We start from the raw sequence: 24,440 nt of genomic DNA on the forward strand, positions 1-24,440 counted from the left end.
GAAGTGGCCTGTGGCCACCAGTACGACCGCCGGGTCCTCGGCGTTGCCGAAGAACGCGCCCCGCCGCTCGCCGGTGCCCGGCGCTCCGGACGCTCCGCGGCCGCCGTCCGGCCGAGGCGGGTCCGTCCCGGGGCCACCCGCCGGGAACCCGGGAGGAGACCGGTGCACTCGCCGCGCTTCTGGGGGACGGGGCGGCGCGGAACACGTGAGGCACCCTGGAGCCGGCCGTGAAAGGCGTGGAAATCCCACGTCATTCCGGTTCTCCCTTCCGGATACCCGCGACCGGCGAATACCGACGGCCCTGTCGCCGTGACGGCCGGCACGCACCCGACGCACTGCACGAGCAGGGTTCCAGAGCGTCCGGTGTGCCTGTTGTGTGCTGATTGACCCCAGGATGAACAGCGCGTATGCCTCATCGTGCGAGCCCGCGGGATGCCGGCTCCCTTCTCCTCCGGGGCCTGCCCGGTGGTTCGTCGGGGTGCGGAGGCGGCAAAAGGGAAGAGCCGCGGACGCGTTGCGTGGATACGGCACGGGTCCGGTCGAATTCCGCCTGCGGGTGGTGAGCCGAATTGCCGTGCAAGATCATGCCGTTGGCTTCGTACGGGGCGCGCCCGGCGCCCGGTCGCGCCCGGTCCGTTTTCCTCCGGGGCCGGCGCGCGCACGCGCGGCGCGGTCGATGTGAGACGGATGATGCGTCACTGGCCGCATAGCCCGGCCCTGTTGGTGGCACGATGGTTCTGGCGGGGCGCGCGGGGATGCGTCACCCGGACCGGACGAGCGGACCGACCAGGGGTGTGATCAGTTGTGGCCATTTCACTGTCTGTGGTGGTGCTGTTGGCGATCGTCCTCGTGGTGCTGATCAGAGGCGGCTCCATCAAGGCCGGTCCCGCGATCGTCGCGATCCTCTTCGGTTTCTTCCTCGCCTCCACCGGCATGGCGCCGTCCATCAACCGCTTCATGAACTCGCTGGCGGAGATGGTCAACTCGATCAGCTTCTGACACCCTCCGCCGGTGTCCGGTCCTGCTGGTGCTCCGAGAACGCGAACAGGGCCGGCGGAGGAGTGAACCTCCGGCCGGCCCTGCGCCGTGTGGAGCGGGCGACGGGAATCGAACCCGCGTAGCTAGTTTGGAAGACTAGGGCTCTACCATTGAGCTACGCCCGCACATCACGCACCGCAGGCCCTGGGGCCGCGGTACTGACAGGCATCGTAGCGGGTGGTGCGCCCTCGTCGCACACCCGATGCCCGTCCCGGTCCCGGCGCCGCGCCGGGCCGCGCGCCACGCCCGGTGAATGCGGCGTCCCGACCGGGCGCCGGCATGTACCCTACGTGTCGCACCAGACGGGGTGTGGCGCAGCTTGGTAGCGCGTCCGCTTTGGGAGCGGAAGGCCGTGGGTTCAAATCCCGCCACCCCGACCAGTCACCTGATCACCGCCAGTGATCGGCTTTGGGTCGCTGTAGTCGCTGCCGTTACTATGCAAGCTGCACGCCCGTGTGCTCATCGTCTGAAGTCTCCGGGCTGCGAATCGGCCGGACCGTTCTGGTCCCGGCAGAAACCCAGAAGTCAGCCACCAAGGAGACCGAACCGTGAAGAGCGCCGTGGAGACCCTGAACCCGACTCGGGTTCGGCTCACTGTCGAGGTGCCCTTCGAGGAGCTCAAGGACAGCCTCGACGCGGCGTACAAGAAGATCAACCAGCAGGTCACGGTGAAGGGCTTCCGCAAGGGCAAGGTCCCGGCCCGGGTCATCGACCAGCGGTTCGGCCGCGGTGCGGTGCTGGAGGAGGCGGTCAACGACGCGCTCCCGAAGTTCTACACCGACGCGGTCAACGAGGCCGAGCTGAACCCGCTGGGCCAGCCCGAGGTCGACATCACGGAGCTGAAGGACGGCGAGACGCTGAACTTCACCGCCGAGGTCGACATCCGCCCGACCATCGAGATCCCGGACTACTCCGGCATCGAGGTCGAGGTCGACGCCGTCGAGGTCAGCGAGGAGGACGTCGACAAGGCCGTCGAGGAGCTGCGTGAGCGCTTCGCCTCCACCGCCCCGGTCGAGCGCGCCGCCGAGGACGGCGACGTCGTCACGATCGACCTCGAGGCCAAGGTCGACGGCGAGGTCCTCGAGGACGGCATCGCCAGCGGCGTCTCCTACACCATCGGCTCCGGCGAGCTGCTGGACGGCGTCGACGCCGCGGTGACGGGCCTGTCGGCCGACCAGGAGGCCACCTTCACCTCCGAGCTCAAGGGCGGCTCCGCGGCGGGCAAGGAGGCCGAGGTCACCGTGAAGGTCACCCAGGTCGCCAAGCGTGAACTGCCCGAGCTGGACGACGAGTTCGCGCAGCTGGCCTCCGAGTTCGACACCCTCGAGGAGCTGCGCGCGGACAGCCGCAAGCGCCTGGAGAACATGAAGCAGTACGACCAGGCCACGCAGGCCCAGGAGCGCGTCCTGGACAAGCTGCTCGAGCTGGTCGAGGTCCCCGTCCCCGAGAAGCTGCTCGAGGACGAGGTCAACACCCGTAAGCACAACCTCGAGCACCACCAGCTCGGCCAGATGGGCCTCGACCTCGAGAAGTACCTCGAGATCCAGGGCAAGACCGCCGAGGAGTTCGACGCCGAGACCCGCGAGGCCGCGGTCAAGGGCATCAAGACCCAGTTCGTCCTCGACCAGCTGGTCAACCAGGAGAAGCACAACGTCAACCAGGAGGAGCTCACCGAGCACCTCATGCGGCGTGCGGCCTCCTCCGGCATGTCCCCCGACCAGTTCGCCCAGGCGGTCGTCGAGGGCGGCCAGGTTCCGCTCCTGGTCGGCGAGGTCGCCCGCGGCAAGGCCCTGGCCTCCGTGGTCGAGAAGGCCGTGGTCAAGGACACCAACGGCGAGATCGTCGACCTCGACGACGAGGACGAAGAGGGCGAGGGCACCGAGGCCCCCGCCGCGGACGCCGACGAGGCCCCCGCCGACGCCAAGGCCGACGAGAAGACCGAGGGCTGACCCTCGCATCGCCTCTGACGGACACACGACGGGCCCCCGGCATTCATGCCGGGGGCCCGTCTGTCGTACGGCAGGGCGGCCGCCCCAGGGGTGCGGGGGCCGTACCGGTGTGCGGATCCGCCGCGTGGGCGCCACCGGCCGCCCCGACCCGAGGCGCTCCCTGCCGGGGCCCCGCGATGTCCCGACGCCCGGCGACGCCCTCCCGGCCCGCCGGACGCGCCGCTCCTCCTTCCCCGGAGACCCGTCGGAAGCGCCCTGACGGATCTCCACCGGCGGATACGCCCGCGATGCGGGAACCCGGCGCACCCGGCGGGGCACCCTGCGCTCACAGCGAACACCCCCCGCTCCGGGATTCCCCGAAGGGGCCCGCGCGTTAGGGTCCATGAGTACGAGGGCAGGGGAGTCCGCGAGCACGGCCGGACGGCCCCACGCCCCGGCAGAACACGTGAGACGGCCCGGCGCCGTCGTAAGACGAGCAGGTGGATACGTGACGAATCTGATGCCTTCAGCCGCCGGCGAGCCTTCCATCGGTGGTGGCCTCGGCGACCAGGTCTACAACCGGCTGCTCGGCGAGCGGATCATCTTCCTCGGCCAGCCGGTCGACGACGACATCGCCAACAAGATCACCGCACAGCTGCTGCTCCTTGCCGCCGAGCCGGACAAGGACATCTACCTCTACATCAACAGCCCCGGCGGCTCGATCACCGCCGGCATGGCGATCTACGACACCATGCAGTACATCAAGAACGACGTGGTGACCATTGCCATGGGCCTCGCGGCCTCGATGGGTCAGTTCCTGCTCAGCGCGGGCACGCCCGGCAAGCGCTTCGCGCTGCCGAACGCGGAGATCCTGATCCACCAGCCGTCCGCCGGCCTGGCCGGCTCGGCCTCGGACATCAAGATCCACGCCGAGCGGCTGCTGCACACCAAGAGGCGCATGGCCGAGCTCACCTCGCAGCACACCGGCCAGACGATCGAGCAGATCACCCGCGACTCGGACCGCGACCGCTGGTTCGACGCCTTCGAGGCCAAGGAGTACGGCCTCATCGACGACGTCATGCCCACGGCCGCGGGCATGCCGGGCGGCGGCGGCACCGGGGCGGTCTGAGCGGCCCACGGGGGCCACACGGCCCCGTAGGACCCCCACCGGACCCGCCCGGACGGGGACCGGCTCCGGGCGGACCCGCCCGGACCGGCCCGGACCGGCTCCGAGGGCCCGGTGGCAGCCCCAGCAGCCCCGGCCCACCGCCTCAGCCCCTTTCCAGGAGACACTGTGAACGACTTCCCCGGCAGCGGCCTGCACGACCGCACCCGTGCCGAGTACACCGGCCCCGCGGCCGAGTCCCGCTACGTCATCCCGCGCTTCGTCGAGCGCACCTCCCAGGGCATCCGCGAGTACGACCCGTACGCGAAGCTCTTCGAGGAGCGCGTGATCTTCCTCGGCGTGCAGATCGACGACGCCTCCGCCAACGACGTCATGGCGCAGCTGCTGTGCCTGGAGTCGATGGACCCCGACCGGGACATCTCCATCTACATCAACAGCCCCGGCGGCTCCTTCACCGCCCTCACGGCGATCTACGACACCATGCAGTACGTGAAGCCCGACGTGCAGACGGTCTGCATGGGCCAGGCGGCCTCCGCCGCCGCGGTCCTGCTCGCCGCCGGTACGCCCGGCAAGCGCATGGCGCTGCCGAACGCCCGCGTGCTGATCCACCAGCCGTACAGCGAGACCGGCCGCGGCCAGGTCTCCGACCTGGAGATCGCCGCCAACGAGATCCTCCGGATGCGTTCGCAGCTCGAGGACATGCTGGCCAAGCACTCCACCACGCCGGTCGAGAAGATCCGCGAGGACATCGAGCGCGACAAGATCCTCACGGCCGAGGACGCGCTGAGCTACGGTCTGATCGACCAGATCATCACCACCCGGAAGATGGACAACTCCAGCCTGCGCTGACGCGTGGGGCCCGGGAGGCTGTATTGTCTGCCGCCCCTTGGCATGGTTCATGACGGTCCGCGTCGAAGCGAACCGTGCCGAGGGGGGCCCGAACGGGGGGCCCGGCAAGGTACCGTCGGACATAAGGCAGCACCAGGAGTCGTTGGGCGTTGACGTCCAGGCGGCTCCCAGGCGAAGGGGAAGCACACCGTGGCACGCATCGGTGACGGCGGCGATCTGCTCAAGTGCTCGTTCTGCGGCAAGAGCCAGAAGCAGGTCAAGAAGCTCATCGCAGGGCCCGGTGTGTACATCTGCGACGAGTGCATCGACCTCTGCAACGAGATCATCGAGGAAGAACTCGCCGAGACCAGTGAGGTCCGCTGGGAGGAACTGCCCAAGCCCCGCGAGATCTACGAGTTCCTCGAGGGATACGTGGTCGGTCAGGAATCGGCCAAGAAGGCCCTCTCCGTCGCCGTCTACAACCACTACAAGCGGGTCCAGGCGGGGGAGAACGGCGGCGCCCAGGGCCGCGAGGACGCCATCGAGCTGGCGAAGTCCAACATCCTGCTGCTGGGCCCCACCGGCTCCGGCAAGACCCTCCTCGCCCAGACCCTGGCTCGCATGCTGAACGTCCCGTTCGCGATCGCGGACGCCACCGCCCTCACCGAGGCCGGGTACGTCGGCGAGGACGTCGAGAACATCCTGCTGAAGCTGATCCAGGCCGCCGACTACGACGTCAAGAAGGCCGAGACCGGCATCATCTACATCGACGAGATCGACAAGGTCGCGCGCAAGAGCGAGAACCCGTCGATCACGCGTGACGTGAGCGGCGAGGGCGTCCAGCAGGCCCTGCTGAAGATCCTCGAGGGCACCACGGCGTCCGTCCCGCCGCAGGGCGGCCGCAAGCACCCGCACCAGGAGTTCATCCAGATCGACACGACGAACGTGCTGTTCATCGTGGGTGGCGCCTTCTCCGGACTGGAGAAGATCATCGAGGGCCGTGCGGGGGCCAAGGGCATCGGCTTCGGCGCCACCATCCGCTCCAAGCGGGAGCTGGAGGACAAGGACCGGTTCGAGCAGGTCATGCCGGAGGACCTGGTCAAGTTCGGCATGATCCCCGAGTTCATCGGCCGGCTCCCGGTCATCACCTCGGTCCACAACCTCGACCGTGAGGCCCTGCTCCAGATCCTCGTCGAGCCGCGCAACGCGCTCGTCAAGCAGTACCAGCGCCTCTTCGAACTCGACGGCGTGGAGCTGGACTTCGAGCGCGAGGCCCTCGAGGCCATCGCCGACCAGGCGATCCTCCGTCAGACCGGTGCCCGCGGCCTGCGCGCCATCATGGAGGAAGTCCTCCAGGGCGTCATGTACGAGGTCCCGTCCCGCAAGGACGTCGCCCGCGTGGTGATCACCGCGGACGTGGTCCTCTCCAACGTCAACCCGACCCTGATCCCGCGCGACGCCCGCGGCCGCGGACCGGGCGAGCAGAAGACGGCGTAGGGCGCGGCGGCGACCGCCGCCGACCGCACAGGCGGAAGGGCTTCGGCCGAGCGACCGGGGCCCTTTCGCGCACTCCGCGGGCACGCTCCGCGTGCTACGCGGGCACGCGCACGTCGTCGCGGAGCTTCGTGGTGATGTCCGCGGCGGCGTCCTTCGTGATGTCCTTGGTGTTGTCACCGGGGGAGACGACGGCGACCGTGCTGTAGTCGGCCCAGATGCAGAACCAGTTGGTCGTCTCCTTCTGGGTGAGGTTGTTGGTGCCCTTGCCCGCCTGGCACTTCATCACCGCACCGCCGAGGTCGACCGCCTCGGGCTCGCCCACCAGCTCGGTCATGAGCTCGTTGGACGTGCTCTCCTTGGTCTGCTTCTCGATGTTGGCGAACAGGTTGTCCACGGCCGCCCCGGGGTCCTCGACCTCGCCGTAGGCGCCGAAGAACGTGACGCCCTTCGCGGTGAGCAGTTCCTCCTCGCCGGGGATGTCGGCCGGGTCGGGGTTCTCGGGGTCGTAGTCGCCGAAGTCGGCCGTCGAGTACTGGGCGCCCACCGACTTGCCGTTCTTCACGCCGCCCTTGGCCAGGTCCTTCGTGGTGCTGGAGCTCGAGTCCTCGCCGCCCTCACCGACACGCGTGTACTCGCCGACGACCGTTTCCGGCGCGGAGAGCTTGTGCGGGCCGTCGTCCTCCGGGCCGCCCGCGCCGCCGCCCCCGCCGATCACGAAGTACGTGCCGACACCGATCGCCGCCACGACCGCCACCGCGCCGATGATCCAGCCGGCCTTCTTGGCGCCGCCGCCCGGGGCCGGGGGCTGGGGCGCACCGTACGGGGCCTGGCCGTACGGGGGCTGCTGCGGCGGGACGCCCTGACCGGGCTGGGGCGGGTAGCCGTAGCCGGGCTGCGGAGCCTGCGGCTGCTGGCCGTAGGGACCCGGCTGACCGTACGGTCCGGGCTGCTGGGGCTGCCCGCCGTACGGGCCCGGCTGGTTGTAGCTCATGTTCTGGGTTCCCCTCCAGATGCTTATGTGTCGCTGACATCCTGTCTCAGCTGCGGCGCGATCAGGCCGCCGGGGGGTGCACCGTTACAAAGGAAACGCGTTTCGGGACTGGCCCGTGACACCTCTAAACTGAGGCTCGTGACCGAGAACTCTCAGCAGCCGCAGCCGCCCACCTCCGAACTGCCGACCCAGTACGCGCCGGCCGACGTGGAGGGGCCGCTGTACGAGCGCTGGGTGGAGCGGGGCTACTTCGAGGCGGACGCGAAGAGCGACAAGCCCCCGTACACCGTCGTCATCCCCCCGCCGAACGTCACGGGCAGCCTGCACCTCGGGCACGCCTTCGAGCACACCCTCATCGACGCCCTGACCCGGCGCAAGCGCATGCAGGGCTTCGAGACGCTGTGGCAGCCCGGCATGGACCACGCCGGCATCGCCACGCAGAACGTCGTCGAGCGGGAACTCGGCAAGGAGGGCAAGTCCCGGCACGACCTCGGCCGGGAGGCCTTCGTCGAGCGGGTCTGGCAGTGGAAGGGCGAGTCCGGCGGCCAGATCTCCGGACAGATGCGCCGCCTCGGCGACGGCGTCGCCTGGTCGCGCGAGCGCTTCACCATGGACGAGGGACTGTCCCAGGCCGTCCAGACCATCTTCAAGCGGCTCTACGACGACGAGCTGATCTACCGCGCCGAGCGGATCATCAACTGGTGCCCGCGCTGTCTGACCGCGATCTCCGACATCGAGGTCGGGTACCAGGACGACGACGGCGAACTCGTCTCCATGACGTACGGCGACGGGGACGACACCATCGTCGTCGCCACCACCCGCGCCGAGACGATGCTCGGCGACACGGCCGTCGCCGTCCACCCCGGGGACGAGCGGTACCAGCACCTGATCGGCAAGCTCATCAGGCTGCCGCTGACCGACCGCTCCATCCCGGTCGTCGCCGACGAGCACGTCGACCCCGAGTTCGGCACCGGCGCCGTCAAGGTGACCCCGGCGCACGACCCGAACGACTTCGAGATCGGCCGCCGCCACGACCTGCCGTCCCTCACCGTGATGGACGAGCACGCCGTCATCACCGTCCACGGCCCCTTCCAGGGCCTGGACCGGCTCGAGGCCCGCTCCGCCATCGTCGCCGCGCTGCGCGCCGAGGGCCGGATCGTCGCCGAGAAGCGGCCGTACGTCCACAGCGTCGGCCACTGCTCGCGGTGCAGGACCACCGTCGAGCCGCGCCTGTCCATGCAGTGGTGGGTCAAGGTCGGCCCGCTGGCCAAGGCTGCGGGCGACGCCGTCCGCGACGGCCGGGTCGCCATCCACCCGCAGGAGATGGAGAAGCGGTACTTCGACTGGGTCGACAACCTCCACGACTGGTGCATCTCGCGCCAGCTGTGGTGGGGCCACCGGATCCCCGTCTGGTACGGGCCCGACGGCGAGGTCGTCTGCGTCGGCCCCGACGACGAGGCACCGAGCGGCGAGGGCTGGCACCAGGACACCGACGTCCTCGACACCTGGTTCTCCTCCGGCCTGTGGCCCTTCTCGACGCTGGGCTGGCCCGAACAGACCGAATCGCTCGCGAAGTTCTACCCGAACTCCGTCCTGGTCACCGGCTACGACATCCTCTTCTTCTGGGTCGCCCGGATGATGATGTTCGGCCTGTACGCGATGGACGGCACCCCGCCGTTCCACACCATCGCCCTGCACGGCATGGTCCGCGACCAGTTCGGCAAGAAGATGTCGAAGTCCTTCGGCAACACGGTCAACCCGCTGGACTGGATGGACAAGTACGGTTCCGACGCCCTCCGCTTCACCCTCGCGCGCGGCGCCAACCCGGGCACCGACGTGCCGATCGGCGAGGACTGGGTCCAGGGCTCCCGCAACTTCGCCAACAAGATCTGGAACGCGACCCGCTTCGCGCTGATGAACGGCGCCACGGTCGACGGCCCGCTGCCGGACGCGTCGAAGCTGTCGCCGACCGACCGCTGGATCCTCTCCCGGCTCAACACGGTGGTCGCCGAGGTCGACGCGTTCTACGACGACTTCCAGTTCGCCAAGCTGTCCGACGCGCTGTTCCACTTCGCGTGGGACGAGGTCTTCGACTGGTACGTCGAGCTGTCCAAGACGACGTTCCAGGCGGGCGGGGAGCCGGCCGAGGTCGGCAAGCGCGTCCTCGGTGAGGTCCTCGACGTCACGCTGCGGCTGCTGCACCCCGTGGTCCCGTTCGTCACCGAGACGCTGTGGACGACGCTGACCGGCGGCGAGTCGGTCGTCGTCGCCGACTGGCCGCAGGCCGTGTCCGTTCCCGGTGCCGACGCACCGGGCGGCTTCCGGGATGCCGACGCCGAGCGGGAGATCGCGACCCTCCAGTCCGTCATCACCGAGGTCCGCCGCTTCCGCGCCGACCAGGGCCTGCAGCCCGGCCAGCGGGTCCCGGCCCGGCTGTCCCTCGACGGCTCGGCGCTCGCCCCGCACGAGGCGGCGATCCGGCAGCTGCTGCGTCTCCAGCCGGAGGGCGACGCGTTCACCGCGACGGCGGCCCTGCCGGTGGCGGGCGTCGAGGTCGCCCTGGACCTGTCCGGGGTGATCGACTTCGAGGCCGAGCGCAAGCGCCTCACCAAGGACCTCGCGGCCGCACAGAAGGAACGGCAGCAGGCACAGGCCAAGCTGGGCAACGAGGCGTTCCTGGCGAAGGCCCCCGACCACGTGGTCGACAAGATCCGTGCGCGGCTGGCCAAGGCGGACGAGGACATCACCCGCATCGGGGCCCAGCTGGAGCGGCTCCCGCAGGCGTAGCCCCAGCCGTCCCCCGTCCTCGAAAGCCCCCGGAGCCCGAGCGGGATGCCGTTGGTCGGTTCGGGCCGGGGTGCTTCGCCCCGCCGCTGTGCGGCGGGGCGGAGTGCTGCCAGGGGGCCGGGGTGGGTGCCACTGCATGCCGGCCGCTCCGTCCGGGCAGGTCACCTGCTGGTTGTCCCAGCCGATGGTGGAGGCGTCCTGCCCGTGAGTGGCGTCACTGCGGGCAGGGGGGACGGTCACGGATTCGTCGACCGACAGCGTCCCCGAGCGGCTCCGGGGGCTTTCGGCTGCCGTGGGAGGGATGCGGGCGGATACGTAGACTGGCCCCGTGAGCGACCTCCCCCCGAACGGCAACCACGACGACCACGACGACCGGCCGGACCCCCTCCGCCCCCTCGACTCCCCCGACCCCTTCGAGGAGATCATCGAGGCCGAGACGCACCGGGACCCCGACCTCGCGGTGATCGAGGCCGGCAGCCGCACCCTGCGCACACAGGGCGGCGCGCCCGAGCCCGGCGTGCCCGTGCGGCCGGCGGACCCCGAGGTCGACAAGGCGCTGCGGGAGGTCGAGGGGGAACTGGCGACCCGCTGGGGCGAGACCAAGCTGGAGCCCTCCCTGACCCGGGTCGCCGCGCTGATGGACGTCCTGGGCGAGCCGCAGCGCGCGTACCCGTCGATCCACATCACCGGCACCAACGGCAAGACGTCCACCGCCCGCATGATCGAGGCCCTGCTCGGCGCCTTCGAACTGCGGACCGGGCGCTACACCTCGCCGCACGTCCAGTCGGTCACCGAGCGGATCAGCCTCGACGGCGCACCGGTCTCCGCCGAGCGGTTCGTGGAGACGTACCGGGACGTCGCGCCGTACGTCGGGATGGTCGACGCACAGCAGGAGCACCGGCTGTCCTTCTTCGAGGTGCTCACCGGCATGGCGTACGCCGCCTTCGCCGACGCGCCGGTGGACGCGGCCGTCGTCGAGGTCGGCATGGGCGGCAGCTGGGACGCCACCAACGTGATCGACGCCGGGGTCGCCGTGGTGATGCCGATCGACCTCGACCACACCGACCGGCTCGGCACCACGCCCGCCGAGATCGCCACCGAGAAGGCCGGCATCATCAAGCCGGACGCGACGGTGATCATGGCCCAGCAGCCGGTCGACGCGGCCCAGGTGCTGCTGAAGAAGGCCGTCGAGGCCGACGCGACCGTGGCCCGGGAGGGACTGGAGTTCGGGGTCGTCGCCCGGCAGGTCGCCGTCGGCGGCCAGCAGCTGACCCTGCGCGGCCTGGGCGGCGAGTACCCCGAGGTGTACCTGCCGCTGCACGGCGCCCACCAGGCGCACAACGCCGCCGTGGCGCTCGCCGCCGTGGAGGCGTTCTTCGGCGTCGGCGCCCAGCGCGCCGAGCCGCTGGACATCGACACCGTCCGCAAGGCCTTCGCCGCCGTCGCCTCACCGGGCCGGCTGGAGGTCGTACGCCGGTCGCCCGCCGTCGTGCTGGACGCCGCCCACAACCCGGCGGGCGCGCGGGCCGCGGCCGGGGCGATCGGGGAGGCGTTCCAGTTCAGCCGGCTCATCGGCGTGGTCGGCGCGAGCGGCGACAAGAACGTGCGCGGGCTGCTGGAGGCCTTCGAACCGGTCTTCGCCGAGGTCGTCGTCACACAGAACTCCAGCCACCGCGCGATGGACGTCGACGAACTGGCCGGGATCGCCGTCGAGGTGTTCGGCGAGGACCGCGTCCAGGTCGAACCCCGGCTGCCCGACGCGCTGGAGGCGGCGATCACGCTCGCCGAGGAGGAGGGCGAGTTCACCGGCGCCGGTGTGCTCGTCACCGGTTCCGTCATCACCGTCGGCGAGGCCCGACTGCTTCTGGGGAAGGGCTGAGACACCGTGCGTACACTCTGCGCGTCGACCCTGATCGGCGAGTTCTTCGTCATCGGTTTCGCCGGACTGGTCGCGATGAAGGACCCGGACCTGGCGACCGGCACGGTGTGGACGGTCTGCGGCATCGCCATGTTCCTGTCCGTGGCACTGTGCGGGGTGATCACCCGGCCCGGCGGCGTCGCCCTCGGCTGGGCCCTGCAGATCCTGCTGATCGCCTCCGGCGTCTTCGTCCCGATGATGTTCCTCCTGGGCGTGATGTTCGCGGTGCTGTGGTGGGCCTCGGTGCATTTCGGGCGGAAGGTGGACGAGGCGAAGGCCCGGTTCGCCACCCGGGCCGAGCAGCCTGACGCTGTGTGACAGGTGTGGAGTCCCGCCCGGTAACCTTCACGAAACCCCGCACCACCCTTGATGCATAAGGAGCTCCGCCGTGACCCAGCGCACCCTCGTCCTCCTCAAGCCCGACGCCGTCCGGCGCGGCCTGACCGGCGAGATCATCAGCCGCATCGAGCGCAAGGCCGGCTGGCGGCTCACCGCGCTGGAGCAGCGGACCCTGGACCGCGCCACGCTGGAGCAGCACTACGCGGAGCACGTCGGCCGCCCGTTCTACGAGCCGCTGATGGAGTTCATGGCCTCCGGCCCGGTCGTGGCGATGATCGTCGAGGGTGAGCGGGTCATCGAGGGCGTGCGTCAACTGGCCGGTCCGACCGACCCGGTCGCCGCGGCCCCGGGTTCGATCCGCGGGGACTTCGGCGTCATCGTCCGGGAGAACCTGATCCACGCCTCCGACTCCGAGGAGTCCGCGGAGCGCGAGGTGAAGATCTTCTTCCCGGGCCGCGCCTGACGTCCACGGGCAACACCGCCCGCACCGGCCGCGCGTGACGCCTCCACGGGTGCGGGCCGTGCCGGTCGATCGCCCGTATGGCCGTACGTGGAGCAACCGTCGTGCACGACGAACGCGCACGACGAACGTGCACACCGCGCACCACGGTGGTGGACGGCACGCAGCGGGTCAGGTGTGCCGGGGCCGTACCCGAAGATCACCCGCCAAGACCGCGCATAACAATCACGTAGCGGCCGTGGGCTGCGGTTTTGGCCGCCTGACGACGGTCTGGGGGCTTTGCCCCCGGGCCTTTTCGACATGCGGACGGCATTCGGGGGAACGACTGCCCCCGACGGCCCGTCTCCACGAGCAACGGGACCCGCCATCCGATGACAATGGCGAAGACCCTCGCGCCGTGTTCGCGAAGGCGCGTCTACGATGGAACCCTTCGCGTCACCGCACCCACCTCGCCTACCTGAAAAGCCCTCAAAAGCCAGTGGGAAGGCCAGACGAATCCTGATGGGGAACTCAATGTCGTTCATCGGCCGTGACATGGCTGTCGACCTCGGGACCGCCAACACGCTGGTGTACGTCAGAGGCCGCGGGATCGTACTCAATGAGCCGTCCGTCGTCGCGATCAACACCAACACCGGTGGCATCCTCGCGGTCGGGGCCGAAGCGAAGAAGATGATCGGGCGCACCCCCGGCAACATCGTGGCCGTCCGCCCCCTGAAGGACGGCGTCATCGCCGACTTCGAGATCACCGAGCGGATGCTCCGCTACTTCATCCTGAAGATCCACAAGCGGCGGTATCTGGCCCGTCCGCGGGTCGTCGTCTGTGTCCCCTCGGGCATCACGGGGGTGGAGCGCCGTGCCGTCATCGAGGCGTCGTCCCAGGCCGGCGCCCGCCAGGTGCACATCATCGAGGAGCCCATGGCCGCGGCCATCGGCTCCGGCCTGCCGGTCCACGAGGCCACGGGCAACATGGTGGTGGACATCGGCGGCGGCACCACGGAGGTCGCGGTCATCTCCCTCGGCGGCATCGTCACCGCCCAGTCCATCCGGGTCGCGGGCGACGAACTGGACAACGCGATCATCCAGCACATCAAGAAGGAGTACTCCCTCCTGCTGGGTGAGCGCTCGGCCGAGCAGATCAAGATCACGATCGGTTCTGCGTACGACCTGGACTCCGACGAACACACCGAGATCCGCGGCCGGGACCTGGTCTCCGGGCTGCCCAAGACCGTGGTCATCTCCGCCGGCGAGGTCCGCAAGGCGATCGAGGAGCCCGTCAACGCGATCGTGGACGCCGTCAAGACCACCCTCGACAAGTGCCCGCCGGAACTGTCCGGCGACATCATGGACCGGGGCATCGTGCTGACCGGTGGCGGCGCCCTGCTGCGCGGTCTGGACGAGCGGCTGCGCCGGGAGACGGGCATGCCCATCCACATCGCCGAGGACCCGCTGGACAGCGTGGCGCTCGGTTCCGGAAAGTGCGTCGAGGAGTTCGAGGCGCTCCAGCAGGTGCTGGACGCCCAGCCGCGCAGATGACACGGCTCCTCGATTCCGCCGTACGGGACGATCTCCTCTCGTACGGCGGATCGTTGATATGAAGACACCAGCTCCACCCATACTTTCCGACCGTTCCCGAAGGCTTCCGAAGGCTCGCGAAGACTTCTGACGACTTCCGTTCTCGCTACCCGTTTCGACGAGGAAGGCACGGCCGCCGCACGTGAGGGACACACGAGAGAGCCGGCTGCTCCTGGTGCTGCTGATCACCACCGCTTTCGCACTGATCACGGTGGACATCCGCGGCGGAGAGGATTCACCGGTCGACGGTGCCCGGCAGGCCGCGGCCACGGTCTTCGGCCCGATCGAGAACGGGGTCTCCGGCGCGGTCGACCCGATCGGCAACGCGGTCGCCGCGGTCCGTGACTCCGGCGACCGGCACGACCGGCTCGCCGAACTCGAGCGGGAGAACGCCGCGCTCAAGGCCGAACTCGGCAGCGACGACCGCAACCGCAGCAGGGCCAAGCAGCTCGACACGATGCTGAAGGTCGCCGGCCAGGGCCAGTACGGCATCAAGGGAGCCCAGGTCATCGCCATAGGAGCGGCCCAGGGCTTCTCCTGGACGATCACCATCGACGTCGGCGCGGGCGACGGCATCGAGCGCGACATGACCGTCCTCAACGGCGACGGACTCGTCGGCCGGGTCACCACCGTCGGCCCGCACACCGCCACCGTGCTGCTCGCCAGCGACCCCGACTTCACCGTCGGCACCCGCATGGAGGCCGGCGACGAACTCGGCTTCGCCTCCGGCCAGGGCGACCGGCCCCTGCGCGTCGAACTCCTCAACGGCAAGGCAGAGATCAAGAAGGGCGACCGGCTGGTCACCTTCGGCTCCCAGGCCGACAAGCCGTTCGTGCCCGGCGTCCCCGTCGGCACCGTCTCCCGCGTCGACCCCTCCGGCGGTGACCTCACCCGCACCCTCTACGTCACGCCGTTCGTCAGCTTCACCAAGCTCGACATCGTCGGCGTCGTCGTCCAGGCCCCCGAGAAGGACCCGCGCGACACGGTGCTGCCCAAGAAGCCGAAGCCGGCGCCCACCCCGACCGTCACGGTGACCGTCACCCCGTCCGCCCCTGCCGACGGCCAGTACCAGCAAGAGCAGTAGGAGCTGTCACCCATGCGCGTCAACCGGATCCTGCTCTCCAGCTCACTGATCGTCGTCGCCCTGGTGATCCAGGTGAGCGTCCTCGCCCGCCTCCACCTCCCGGGCGCCGTCCCCGACCTGCTCCTGCTCACCGTCCTCGGCCTCGCCCTGGTCTACGGCCACGTCGGCGGCTCCCTCATCGGCTTCGGCGCCGGACTCCTCGCCGACCTCGCACCGCCCGCCGACCACGCCGTCGGCCGCTACGCCCTCGTGCTGTGCGTCATCGGCTACCTCGCCGGACTGGTCAAGCCCGAGTCCGGCCAGGTGAGATCGGCGACCGGCCCCATGGCCGTGGTGGTCGCCGCCGCGGTCGGCTCCACCCTGCTCTACGCCGGCGTGGGCGCCCTCGTCGGTGACACCGCCGCCCGCCATGTCGGCCTCGGCGGACTGCTCTTCAGCGCCGCCCTGTACGACCTGCTGCTCGCCCCGTTCGTCGTCCCCGGCGTCATGGCCCTGGCCCGCCGGGCCGAGAACGACCCGCTCGCCGAGACCAGCTCCGCCAAGTCCGGTGACGTCGCCTCCGGCTGGAGCTCCGGCGGCACCGGGCTGCGCATCGGCGCCCAGCGGGGCCTTCGCGCGAAGGCGGCGCGGGCACGGGTGGCGCGGGCCGGCCGCATCAAGGGGGTCAAGCGCCTGTGACCCCGCACCACCCCACCGAGGGGGAGGACGCCGCGTGACCCTCGCCCACCCGTCTCCCGCCACCACCCTCAACGGAATGGGCTGTGCCCATGAGTAACATCCCCGAGACCGGGCGCAGCACCCGGGTGCAGATCCGGCTCGTCGTCATCCAGGTCCTCGTCCTCTCCCTCCTCGGCACCCTCGGCGGGCGCCTGTGGTACCTCCAGATCCGCGAAGGCGCCGAGTACGCCAAGGAGGCCTCCGGCAACCACGTCCAGCAGGTCGTCCAGCCCGCGGTCCGCGGCTCCATCCTGGACGCCCGCGGAGTGGCCCTCGCCGACAACGAGACCCGGCTGGTCGTCTCCGCCTCCCGCACCGAGCTGATGAAGATGCGCGACGACGGGGAGGCGGTCCTCACCAAGCTCGCCGGTGTCCTCGGCATGCCCGCCGAGGACGTCATGGAGAAGGTCCGGCTGTGCGACGCCGAGACCCCCCAGCCCTGCTGGAACGGCTCGCCGTACCAGCCCATCCCCATCACCGACGAGGCCACCGCCAAGCAGGCCCTGCAGATCCGCGAGCGCGCCGAGGACTTCCCCGGCATCAGCGCCGAACCCCAGGCCGTACGCCGGTACGCGGCCCCCGGACAGGCCAACACGGCCCAGGTCCTCGGCTACCTCTCGCCCGTCACCGACGAGGAACTCCAGAAGGCGCAGGACACCGACTCGCCGTACCTGCGCTCCGACCAGGTCGGCCGCTCCGGCCTCGAGCGCCAGTACGACAAGGAGCTGCGCGGCAAGGCCGGCGTCACCCGCTACGAGGTCGACAACCTCGGCCGCGTCATCGGCGAGGCCCAGGCCGACCCCGCCGAACCCGGCGCCAACCTCGTCACCAGCATCGACGCCCGCGTCCAGCGGGTCGCCGAGTACGAACTGAACGAGGCGATGAAAGCCGCCCGCAAGGAGATGGACCGCAACACCAACCGCCTCTACGAGGCCGACTCCGGTGCCATCGTCGTCATGGAGGCCAAGACCGGCCGGGTCGTCGCCATGGCCTCCAACCCGAGCTACGACCCCAACGCCTGGGTCGGCGGCATCTCCGGCAAGGACTACGCGAGCCTGACCGGCAAGGACTCCAACTACCCGCTGCTCAACCGCGCCATCCAGGGCGTGTCGGCGCCCGGCTCCATCTTCAAGGTCATCCCGACCGCCGCCGCGGTCAACGCCGGGTACTCCTTCGACGGGCCCTACGAGTGCTCCAGCTCGTACTCCATCGGCGGCCAGGTCTTCAAGAACTTCGAGTCCCAGAACCACGGCGCCATCAGCCTCGGCCGTGCCCTCGAGGTCTCCTGCGACACCGTCTTCTACCGCCTCGCCCACGAGGAGTGGAAGCGCGACGGCGGCAACAAGCCCAAGAAGAACGCCCAGGACTGGTTCTACAAGACCTCCCACCAGTTCGGCCTCGGCGAACTGACCGGCATCGACCTGCCCAACGAGGTCACCGGCCGTGTCCCCGACCGCCAGTGGAAGCTCGACTACTGGAAGGCGAACAAGGACGCCTGGTGCAAGTCCGGCAAGAAGGGAGGCAGCTACGTCGAGCAGATCGCCTACGAGAACTGCCTCGAAGGAAACCGCCTGCGCGCCGGTGACTCCGTCAACTACTCCATCGGCCAGGGCGACACCCTCGTCACCCCCATCCAGATGGCCTCCGTCTACGCGGCCCTCTCCAACGGCGGCACGCTCCACCAGCCCACCGTCGGCAAGGCCGTCATCAGCCCCGACGGCAAGAAGGTCACGGAGATCGAACCCGAGGCACAGGGCAAGCTGCCGGTCACCAAGAAGACCCTCGCCGAAATAGACGGCGCCCTCGAGGGGGTCGCCACCCGCGGTACGGCCGCCTGGCGGTTCGGCGGCTGGCCGCAGGACGAGATCCCGATGCACGCCAAGACGGGCACCGCGGAGGTCTACGGCAAGCAGACCACCTCCTGGTTCGCCACCTACACCGAGGACTACTCGATCGTCATGACGATCTCCCAGGGTGGTACCGGCTCCGGCGCCTCGGGCCCCGCCGTGCGCAACGTCTACAACGCGCTGTACGGGGTCTCCCCGGACGGCGTCATCGACGAGAAGAAGGCACTGCTGCCCACCCCGCAGAAGACGCTGCCCAAGGTCAGGACGGACGGCACCATCGTCTCCCCGAAGATCGCCGAGGACCCGGCCAAGGAGCAGCGGGCCGCCGCGGAGGACGAACAGGCACCCGCCCTGCCCCAGGAGCAGGGCGCGACCACGACCACACCCCCGCCGGCCAACCGCGACACCCGCCGCCGCGACGCACGGCGGGGCGGAGCAGGACGGGGCGGAGCAGGACGGCGCGGCGCACGGCGCGGCGACGTCCGGGCACGCCGCACGGCAGGCCGGAGGACGGCGCCATGACCGGCGGAGTCAACAGCTTCCACGTCTCCGGATACGGACCCGAGCGGGCCGGCTGGACGCGGCTCCTCGCCCGCGACTCCCCGGCCCGGCGCCTCGACTGGCCGATACTGCTGTCGGCGACCGCCCTGTCGCTGCTCGGCTCCCTGCTGGTCTACTCGGCGACCCGCAACCGCACCGACATCAACCAGGGCGACCCGTACTACTTCCTGGTCCGGCACTGGCTGAACACCGGCATCGGCCTGGCCCTGATGATCGCCATGCTCTGGCTCGGCCACCGCGCCCTGCGCACCGCCGTGCCGGTCCTCTACGGCGCCTCGGTGCTGCTGATCCTGCTCGTGCTCACCCCGCTGGGCTCCACCATCAACGGCGCCCACTCCTGGATCCAGCTCGGCGCCGGCTTCTCGATCCAGCCGTCCGAGTTCGTGAAGCTCACGATCATCCTGGGCATGGCGATGCTCCTCGCCGCCCGGGTCGACGCGGGCGACAAGCCCTACCCCGACCACCGCACGGTCCTGCAGGCACTCGGACTGGCCGCCGTCCCCATGCTGATCGTGATGCTGATGCCCGACCTCGGGTCGGTCATGGTCATGGTCGTCATCGTGCTCGGCGTCCTGCTCGCCTCCGGCGCCTCCAACCGGTGGGTCCTCGGCCTGATCGGCACCGGCGCGGCCGGCGCGATCACCGTCTGGCAGCTCGGAGTGCTCGACGAGTACCAGATCAACCGCTTCGCCGCCTTCGCCAACCCCGAGCTCGACCCCGCCGGCGTCGGCTACAACACCAACCAGGCCCGCATCGCCATCGGCTCCGGCGGTCTCACCGGCTCCGGGCTCTTCGAGGGCTCGCAGACCACCGGCCAGTTCGTGCCCGAGCAGCAGACCGACTTCGTCTTCACCGTCGCCGGGGAGGAACTCGGCTTCGTCGGCGGCGGACTCATCATCGCCCTGCTCGGCGTCATCCTGTGGCGCGCCTGCCGCATCGCCCGCGACACCACCGACCTGTACGGCACCATCGTCGCCGCCGGCATCGTCGCCTGGTTCGCCTTCCAGTCCTTCGAGAACATCGGCATGACCCTCGGCATCATGCCGGTCACCGGTCTGCCCCTGCCGTTCGTGTCCTACGGCGGCTCGTCGATGTTCGCGGTGTGGCTGGCCGTGGGCCTCCTGCAGTCGATCAGACTGCAACGCCCGCTGTCCGCGTGACCCGCCCGGCCCGACGGGGCCGGCGGGCCAGGCCGCCAGGCCTTTTCGACCGACCCGGTTTTCCCGGTACCGACCGGGGAAACCGGGATGGTGCAACCACCGGCGACGAGTAGATTCGGGTCATGGCGGACACAAAACGTGAAATCGAGCGCAAGTACGAGTCAGGTGACAGCGGACTCCCCGACCTGACCGGCGTCCCAGGCGTCGAGTCCGTCGTCGAGCGGGGCGTGACCCACCTCGACGCCACCTACTACGACACCACCGACGAGCGCCTCGCCGCCGCCTCCCTCACCCTGCGCAGACGCACCGGCGGCTCCGACGCCGGCTGGCACCTGAAGTTCCCCGTCGCCCCCGGGGTGCGCGACGAGATCCACGCCCCGCTCTCCGACACCCTCCCGGAGAGCCTCGCCCGGCTCGTCCGCTCCCGCGTCCGCGACACCGAACTGAAGCCCGTGGTCCGGCTGCGCTCCGACCGGGACCTGCGCCACCTCCTCGACGCCGACCGCCGGCTCCTCGCCGAGATCAGCGTCGACACGGTGCGCGCCGAACGCCTCACCGGCCACGGCGGCACCGCCCGGTGGACCGAGATCGAGGTCGAACTCGCCGACGACGGCGACCCCGCCTTCCTCGACAAGGTCGGCAAACGGCTCCGCAAGGCGGGCATACGCCCGTCGAAGGCCGCCTCCAAACTGGCCCGCGCCCTCGCCGAGACCGCACCCCCGGCCGGTCTCCCCGAGGAAGCCGCCCCCGCTCCCGCACCCGCCCCGGCCGCGGCACCGAAGCGCAAGCACCGCAGCCGACCGGTCGGGAAACCCGTCAACGCCGGCGACCACGTCCTCGCCTACGTCCGCGCCCAGCGGGACGCCCTCGTGGATCTCGACCCCGCCGTACGCCAGGACGTACCCGACTCCGTGCACCGCATGCGGGTCGCCACCCGCCGCCTGCGCAGCACCTTCCGCTCCTTCCGCTCAGTCCTGGACCGGGAGACCACCGACCCGATCGGCGTCGACCTGAAGTGGCTGGCCGCCGAACTCGGCCTGGACCGCGACCAGGAGGTACTCGCCGAACGCCTGACCTCGGCCCTGGGCGAACTGCCCGACACCCTCGTCCTGGGCCCCGTCCGCGAACGGCTGGCCTCCTGGTCCGAGGCCGGCCACCGCGGAGCCCACAGCGAGGTCACCGCCATCCTCGACTCCCGCCGCTACCTCTCCCTGCTCGACACCCTCGACACCCTGCTGGCCGACCCGCCCCTGCGGAAGAAGGCCGCCCGCCACCCGGGGAAGGTGCTCGCCAAGGCCGTGAGCGAGGACCTCGCCAAGGTGGCCGACCTCGTCACCCGGGCACTGGACCTGCCGCCCGGCCACGACCGCGACGTCGCCGTGCACGAAGCCCGCAAGAAGTCCAAGCGCGCCCGCTACGCCGCCGAGGCCGCAGCCCCGGCTCTCAAGGGCCCCGCCAAGGACCTGGTCAAGAACATGAAGACGCTCCAGAGCCTGCTCGGCGACCACCAGGACAGCGTCATGGCCCGCCAGACCCTGCGCGAACTGTCCGCCGTCGCCCACGCGTCGGGGGAGAGCGCCTTCACCTACGGTCTGCTCCACGGACACGAGGAACGCCGGGCCGAGATCGTCGAAGCGGACCTCCCGGAAACCTGGAAGCGGATCAAGGACAGCACCGCCTTCTGACACCGGGCCGGCCGCGGACCGTGCGGGGGACCTCTCAGGCCGGGTTAGGCTGGATGGCCCCCCCTGCCCGCACACAAAGGTTCCCGAGATGCCTGCCGAAGCCGCCGAGGCCGCTGAGTCTGTGTTTCCGCAGCTCGAAGCTCTGCTCCCGCATGTGCAGAAGCCGATCCAGTACGTCGGCGGAGAGCTCAACTCCACGGTCAAGCCTTGGGACAGCTGTGACGTCCGCTGGGCGCTCATGTACCCCGACGCGTACGAGGTCGGACTCCCCAACCAGGGCGTCATGATCCTCTACGAGGTCCTCAACGAGCAGGACGGCGTCCTCGCCGAGCGCACCTACAGCGTCTGGCCGGACCTGGAGGAACTGATGCGCGAGCACCACGTCCCCCAGTTCACGGTCGACAGCCACCGCCCGGTCAAGGCCTTCGACGTGTTCGGCCTGAGTTTCTCCACCGAGCTCGGCTACACCAACATGTTCGCCGCCCTGGACCTCGCCGGCATCCCGCTCGAGGCCGGGGACCGCGGCCCGGACGACCCGATCGTCATGGCCGGCGGCCACGCCGCGTTCAACCCCGAGCCGATCGCCGACTTCATCGACTGCGCCGTCATCGGCGACGGCGAGCAGGCCGTCCTCGAGGTCACCCGGATCATCCGCGCCTGGAAGGAGGAGGGCCGCCCCGGCGGCCGCGAGGAACTCCTCTTCCGCCTGGCCAGGACCGGCGGCGTGTACGTCCCCGGTTTCTACGACGTCGAGTACCTCCCCGACGGCAGGATCGCCCGCGTCGTACCGAACAGGTCGGGCGTGCCGTGGCGCGTCTCCAAGCACACGGTCATGGACCTCGACGAGTGGCCCTACCCCAAGCAGCCCCTCGTCCCGCTTGCCGAGACGGTCCACGAACGCATGTCGGTGGAGATCTTCCGCGGCTGCACCCGCGGCTGCCGCTTCTGCCAGGCCGGCATGATCACCCGCCCGGTGCGCGAACGCTCCATCACCGGCATCGGCGACATGGTCGAGAAGGGCCTCAGCGCCACCGGCTTCGAGGAGGTCGGCCTCCTGTCCCTCTCCTCCGCCGACCACTCGGAGATCGGCGACATTGCCAAGGGCCTCGCCGACCGCTACGAAGAGGACAGGATCGGCCTCTCGCTGCCCTCCACCCGTGTCGACGCCTTCAACGTCGACCTGGCCAACGAGCTGACCCGCAACGGCCGCCGCTCCGGCCTCACCTTCGCTCCCGAGGGCGGCTCGGAGCGCATGCGCAAGGTCATCAACAAGATGGTCTCCGAGGACGACCTGATCAGGACCGTCGCCACGGCCTACGGCAACGGCTGGCGCCAGGTGAAGCTCTACTTCATGTGCGGCCTGCCCACCGAGACCGACGACGACGTCCTCCAGATCGCCGACATGGCGATGAACGTCATCCAGAAGGGCCGCGAGGTCTCCGGCTCGGGCGACATCCGCTGCACCGTCTCCATCGGCGGCTTCGTCCCCAAGCCGCACACCCCCTTCCAGTGGGCCCCGCAGCTGTCGGCCGAGGAGACGGATGCCCGCCTGACCAAGCTGCGCGACAAGATCCGCGGCGACAAGAAGTACGGCCGCTCCATCGGCTTCCGCTACCACGACGGCAAGCCCGGCATCATCGAGGGCCTGCTCTCCCGCGGCGACCGCCGCGTCGGCGCGGTCATCCGCGCGGTCTACGAGGACGGCGGCCGTTTCGACGGCTGGCGCGAGCACTTCTCCTACGACCGCTGGATGCGCTGCGCCGACAAGTCCCTGGCGCGGTTCGGGGTGGACGTCGACTGGTACACCACCCGCGAACGCGCCTACGAGGAGGTCCTCCCCTGGGACCACCTCGACTCCGGCCTCGACAAGGAGTGGCTCTGGGAGGACTGGCAGGACGCCCTCGACGAGACGGAGGTCGAGGACTGCCGCTGGACCCCGTGCTTCGACTGCGGCGTGTGCCCTCAGATGGACACTTGGCCACAAGTAAGCGACAGCGGCAAGAAGTTGCTGCCGCTGACAGTCAAGAAGTCCGCTCCGACCAGCTGAAACGGGGTGTGCGGGGGTGAGTGAGGCGCTGCGGCGGATCGCTGAGGCTGTGGTCGATATCACAGAGGATGAGGTCGCCGCAGCGCTCGGCTCGCTTGGGTTGCCAAAGGCTCGGCAGGTCGCCCGAGACGTTCCGAGCACACCCCTGCCGTCGGCGGGCAACCATGCAGGCATCCAGTCCGATGTGGAGTGGGTTTAGCCGGCCTCTCGTGAGAGCCTGGCGCCATGGGGGAGACGTCGGCAGATCAGGCCGTCAGGCGGTTCCTGGCAACGATCCATGTCGGTGATCTCTGCCAAGGGACGGTGACGGCGGCCACTCGGCCTGAGGCGTCGGTGATCCTGGATGGCTTTGCCGCCTACCCGCTCGGGATGGTGGGAGTGCTGGACGGTTCCTGGCGTCAGCGCTTTGCCGACGTCGCTGTGGTCGGGCGGAGGATCATCGCCGAGGTGATCGCCGTGGATCCGGACGCGGACCGGGTACGGATGTCGATGGCAGCCACCGAGAACCCGGAACTCTGGGCGTTCCTCAGACAGCTTCGACTTGGCGAGTTCGCCGATGGCATCACAGTGGGCCAGAGACTGAGCGGGCGAGTGACCAAGGTGGTCCCGTTCGGTGCCTTCGTGCAAGTTACGGATGGCATCGAAGGCCTGGCCCGGCTGTTTGAGCTGAGTTCGGCGCCGGGGTGGCTCCGGGGGATGTCGTACAGATCGGCGACGAGCTTTCGGTCACCGTCACGGACGTCGACAGGAAGAGACACCGGCTCTCCCTTTCTCGACGACAAACCTGAGCGGTTACGGCGCAGACCGTGCCCTCAGATGGGCACTTGGCCACAAGTCGCTCAGGGGAACGCCGCT

General features: G+C 69.9%; 18 protein-coding genes, 2 tRNA genes and 1 pseudogene. 19 read left to right on the forward strand and 2 right to left on the reverse strand.

Translation table 11 applies throughout. From position 1 onward, the window contains the following. Window positions 1-804 precede the first annotated feature (804 nt). On the forward strand, window positions 805-999 hold the full coding sequence (locus TU30_RS20255) for a hypothetical protein (RefSeq protein WP_042171943.1): 195 nt from the start codon (window positions 805-807) through the stop codon (window positions 997-999). Between the two features lie 90 nt (window positions 1,000-1,089). On the opposite strand, the gene TU30_RS20260 is transcribed toward TU30_RS20255, so the two are convergent. After that, window positions 1,090-1,163, reverse strand: a tRNA-Gly gene (locus TU30_RS20260). A gap of 178 nt (window positions 1,164-1,341) precedes the next feature. Here TU30_RS20260 and TU30_RS20265 point away from each other — a divergent pair. The 5 genes from TU30_RS20265 to clpX all read left to right on the forward strand — a co-directional run bounded on the left by TU30_RS20265 (window position 1,342) and on the right by clpX (window position 6,417). Continuing rightward, a tRNA-Pro gene (locus TU30_RS20265) sits at window positions 1,342-1,418 on the forward strand. 168 nt (window positions 1,419-1,586) lie between these two features. After that, a complete protein-coding gene (tig, locus tag TU30_RS20270) occupies window positions 1,587-2,987 on the forward strand; it encodes a trigger factor (protein ID WP_042171948.1) in 1,401 nt (466 codons plus the stop codon). 499 nt (window positions 2,988-3,486) lie between these two features. Beyond that, entirely contained in the window at window positions 3,487-4,095 is a 609-nt protein-coding gene (locus TU30_RS20275) for an ATP-dependent Clp protease proteolytic subunit (protein WP_042171950.1), read from the forward strand. 165 nt (window positions 4,096-4,260) lie between these two features. Continuing rightward, complete coding sequence (locus tag TU30_RS20280; RefSeq protein WP_042171952.1) at window positions 4,261-4,941, forward strand: ATP-dependent Clp protease proteolytic subunit; 681 nt, start codon at window positions 4,261-4,263, stop codon at window positions 4,939-4,941. Window positions 4,942-5,130: 189 nt separating this feature from the next. Then, a complete protein-coding gene (gene clpX / locus TU30_RS20285) occupies window positions 5,131-6,417 on the forward strand; it encodes an ATP-dependent Clp protease ATP-binding subunit ClpX (RefSeq protein ID WP_042171954.1) in 1,287 nt (428 codons plus the stop codon). A 94-nt stretch (window positions 6,418-6,511) separates the two neighbouring features. On the opposite strand, the gene TU30_RS20290 is transcribed toward clpX, so the two are convergent. Further along, entirely contained in the window at window positions 6,512-7,408 is an 897-nt protein-coding gene (locus TU30_RS20290; RefSeq protein ID WP_042171956.1) for a hypothetical protein, read from the reverse strand. A gap of 138 nt (window positions 7,409-7,546) precedes the next feature. Between TU30_RS20290 and TU30_RS20295 the strand changes: the two genes are divergently transcribed. The 13 genes and pseudogenes from TU30_RS20295 (at window position 7,547) to TU30_RS38060 (ending at window position 24,373) form a co-directional block, all read left to right on the forward strand. After that, window positions 7,547-10,195 (forward strand): valine--tRNA ligase, encoded by a 2,649-nt coding sequence (locus TU30_RS20295; protein WP_042171958.1) that lies wholly within the window; start codon window positions 7,547-7,549, stop codon window positions 10,193-10,195. Between the two features lie 328 nt (window positions 10,196-10,523). After that, entirely contained in the window at window positions 10,524-12,074 is a 1,551-nt protein-coding gene (locus TU30_RS20300; protein ID WP_042171960.1) for a folylpolyglutamate synthase/dihydrofolate synthase family protein, read from the forward strand. A gap of 6 nt (window positions 12,075-12,080) precedes the next feature. Then, complete coding sequence (locus TU30_RS20305; protein WP_042171963.1) at window positions 12,081-12,431, forward strand: DUF4233 domain-containing protein; 351 nt, start codon at window positions 12,081-12,083, stop codon at window positions 12,429-12,431. 70 nt (window positions 12,432-12,501) lie between these two features. Continuing rightward, window positions 12,502-12,915, forward strand: a complete 414-nt coding sequence (gene ndk / locus TU30_RS20310; RefSeq protein WP_042171966.1) for a nucleoside-diphosphate kinase — start codon at window positions 12,502-12,504, stop codon at window positions 12,913-12,915. 510 nt (window positions 12,916-13,425) lie between these two features. After that, entirely contained in the window at window positions 13,426-14,445 is a 1,020-nt protein-coding gene (locus TU30_RS20315; RefSeq protein ID WP_042171968.1) for a rod shape-determining protein, read from the forward strand. A 181-nt stretch (window positions 14,446-14,626) separates the two neighbouring features. Then, window positions 14,627-15,568, forward strand: coding sequence for a rod shape-determining protein MreC (gene mreC / locus TU30_RS20320; protein WP_042171970.1), 942 nt, complete (start codon window positions 14,627-14,629; stop codon window positions 15,566-15,568). A gap of 12 nt (window positions 15,569-15,580) precedes the next feature. Continuing rightward, window positions 15,581-16,246, forward strand: coding sequence for a rod shape-determining protein MreD (mreD, locus tag TU30_RS20325; protein ID WP_042171972.1), 666 nt, complete (start codon window positions 15,581-15,583; stop codon window positions 16,244-16,246). 89 nt (window positions 16,247-16,335) lie between these two features. Beyond that, window positions 16,336-18,654 carry a penicillin-binding protein 2 gene (gene mrdA, locus TU30_RS20330; protein WP_042171974.1) on the forward strand — a complete coding sequence of 773 codons (2,319 nt, stop codon included), beginning with the start codon at window positions 16,336-16,338 and terminating at the stop codon, window positions 18,652-18,654. Beyond that, complete coding sequence (gene rodA, locus TU30_RS20335) at window positions 18,651-19,853, forward strand: rod shape-determining protein RodA (protein WP_042171977.1); 1,203 nt, start codon at window positions 18,651-18,653, stop codon at window positions 19,851-19,853. The genes mrdA and rodA overlap by 4 nt, the downstream gene beginning before the upstream one ends. A gap of 122 nt (window positions 19,854-19,975) precedes the next feature. Then, window positions 19,976-21,538 carry a CYTH and CHAD domain-containing protein gene (locus TU30_RS20340; protein ID WP_042171979.1) on the forward strand — a complete coding sequence of 521 codons (1,563 nt, stop codon included), beginning with the start codon at window positions 19,976-19,978 and terminating at the stop codon, window positions 21,536-21,538. Between the two features lie 88 nt (window positions 21,539-21,626). Further along, on the forward strand, window positions 21,627-23,585 hold the full coding sequence (locus TU30_RS20345) for a TIGR03960 family B12-binding radical SAM protein (protein WP_042171981.1): 1,959 nt from the start codon (window positions 21,627-21,629) through the stop codon (window positions 23,583-23,585). Between the two features lie 489 nt (window positions 23,586-24,074). Then, a pseudogene (locus TU30_RS38055) lies at window positions 24,075-24,209 on the forward strand (hypothetical protein); the annotation flags it as partial. A gap of 59 nt (window positions 24,210-24,268) precedes the next feature. After that, window positions 24,269-24,373 (forward strand): S1 RNA-binding domain-containing protein, encoded by a 105-nt coding sequence (locus TU30_RS38060; RefSeq protein ID WP_257849090.1) that lies wholly within the window; start codon window positions 24,269-24,271, stop codon window positions 24,371-24,373. Window positions 24,374-24,440: the final 67 nt, after the last annotated feature.

This window comes from Streptomyces sp. NBRC 110035, assembly GCF_000829695.1.
Taxonomy (GTDB): Bacteria; Actinomycetota; Actinomycetes; order Streptomycetales; family Streptomycetaceae; genus Streptomyces.

Bases quoted from the DNA above. Each gene is read 5' to 3' on its own strand.
- TU30_RS20340 (WP_042171979.1), top strand. From the start codon at position 19,976: ATGGCGGACACAAAACGTGAAATCGAGCGCAAGTACGAGTCAGGTGAC.
- TU30_RS20315 (WP_042171968.1), top strand. From the start codon at position 13,426: ATGTCGTTCATCGGCCGTGACATGGCTGTCGACCTCGGGACCGCCAAC.
- mrdA (WP_042171974.1), top strand. From the start codon at position 16,336: ATGAGTAACATCCCCGAGACCGGGCGCAGCACCCGGGTGCAGATCCGG.
- rodA (WP_042171977.1), top strand. From the start codon at position 18,651: ATGACCGGCGGAGTCAACAGCTTCCACGTCTCCGGATACGGACCCGAG.
- TU30_RS20345 (WP_042171981.1), top strand. From the start codon at position 21,627: ATGCCTGCCGAAGCCGCCGAGGCCGCTGAGTCTGTGTTTCCGCAGCTC.
- mreD (WP_042171972.1), top strand. From the start codon at position 15,581: ATGCGCGTCAACCGGATCCTGCTCTCCAGCTCACTGATCGTCGTCGCC.
- TU30_RS20290 (WP_042171956.1), bottom strand. From the start codon at position 7,408: ATGAGCTACAACCAGCCGGGCCCGTACGGCGGGCAGCCCCAGCAGCCC.
- TU30_RS20275 (WP_042171950.1), top strand. From the start codon at position 3,487: ATGCCTTCAGCCGCCGGCGAGCCTTCCATCGGTGGTGGCCTCGGCGAC.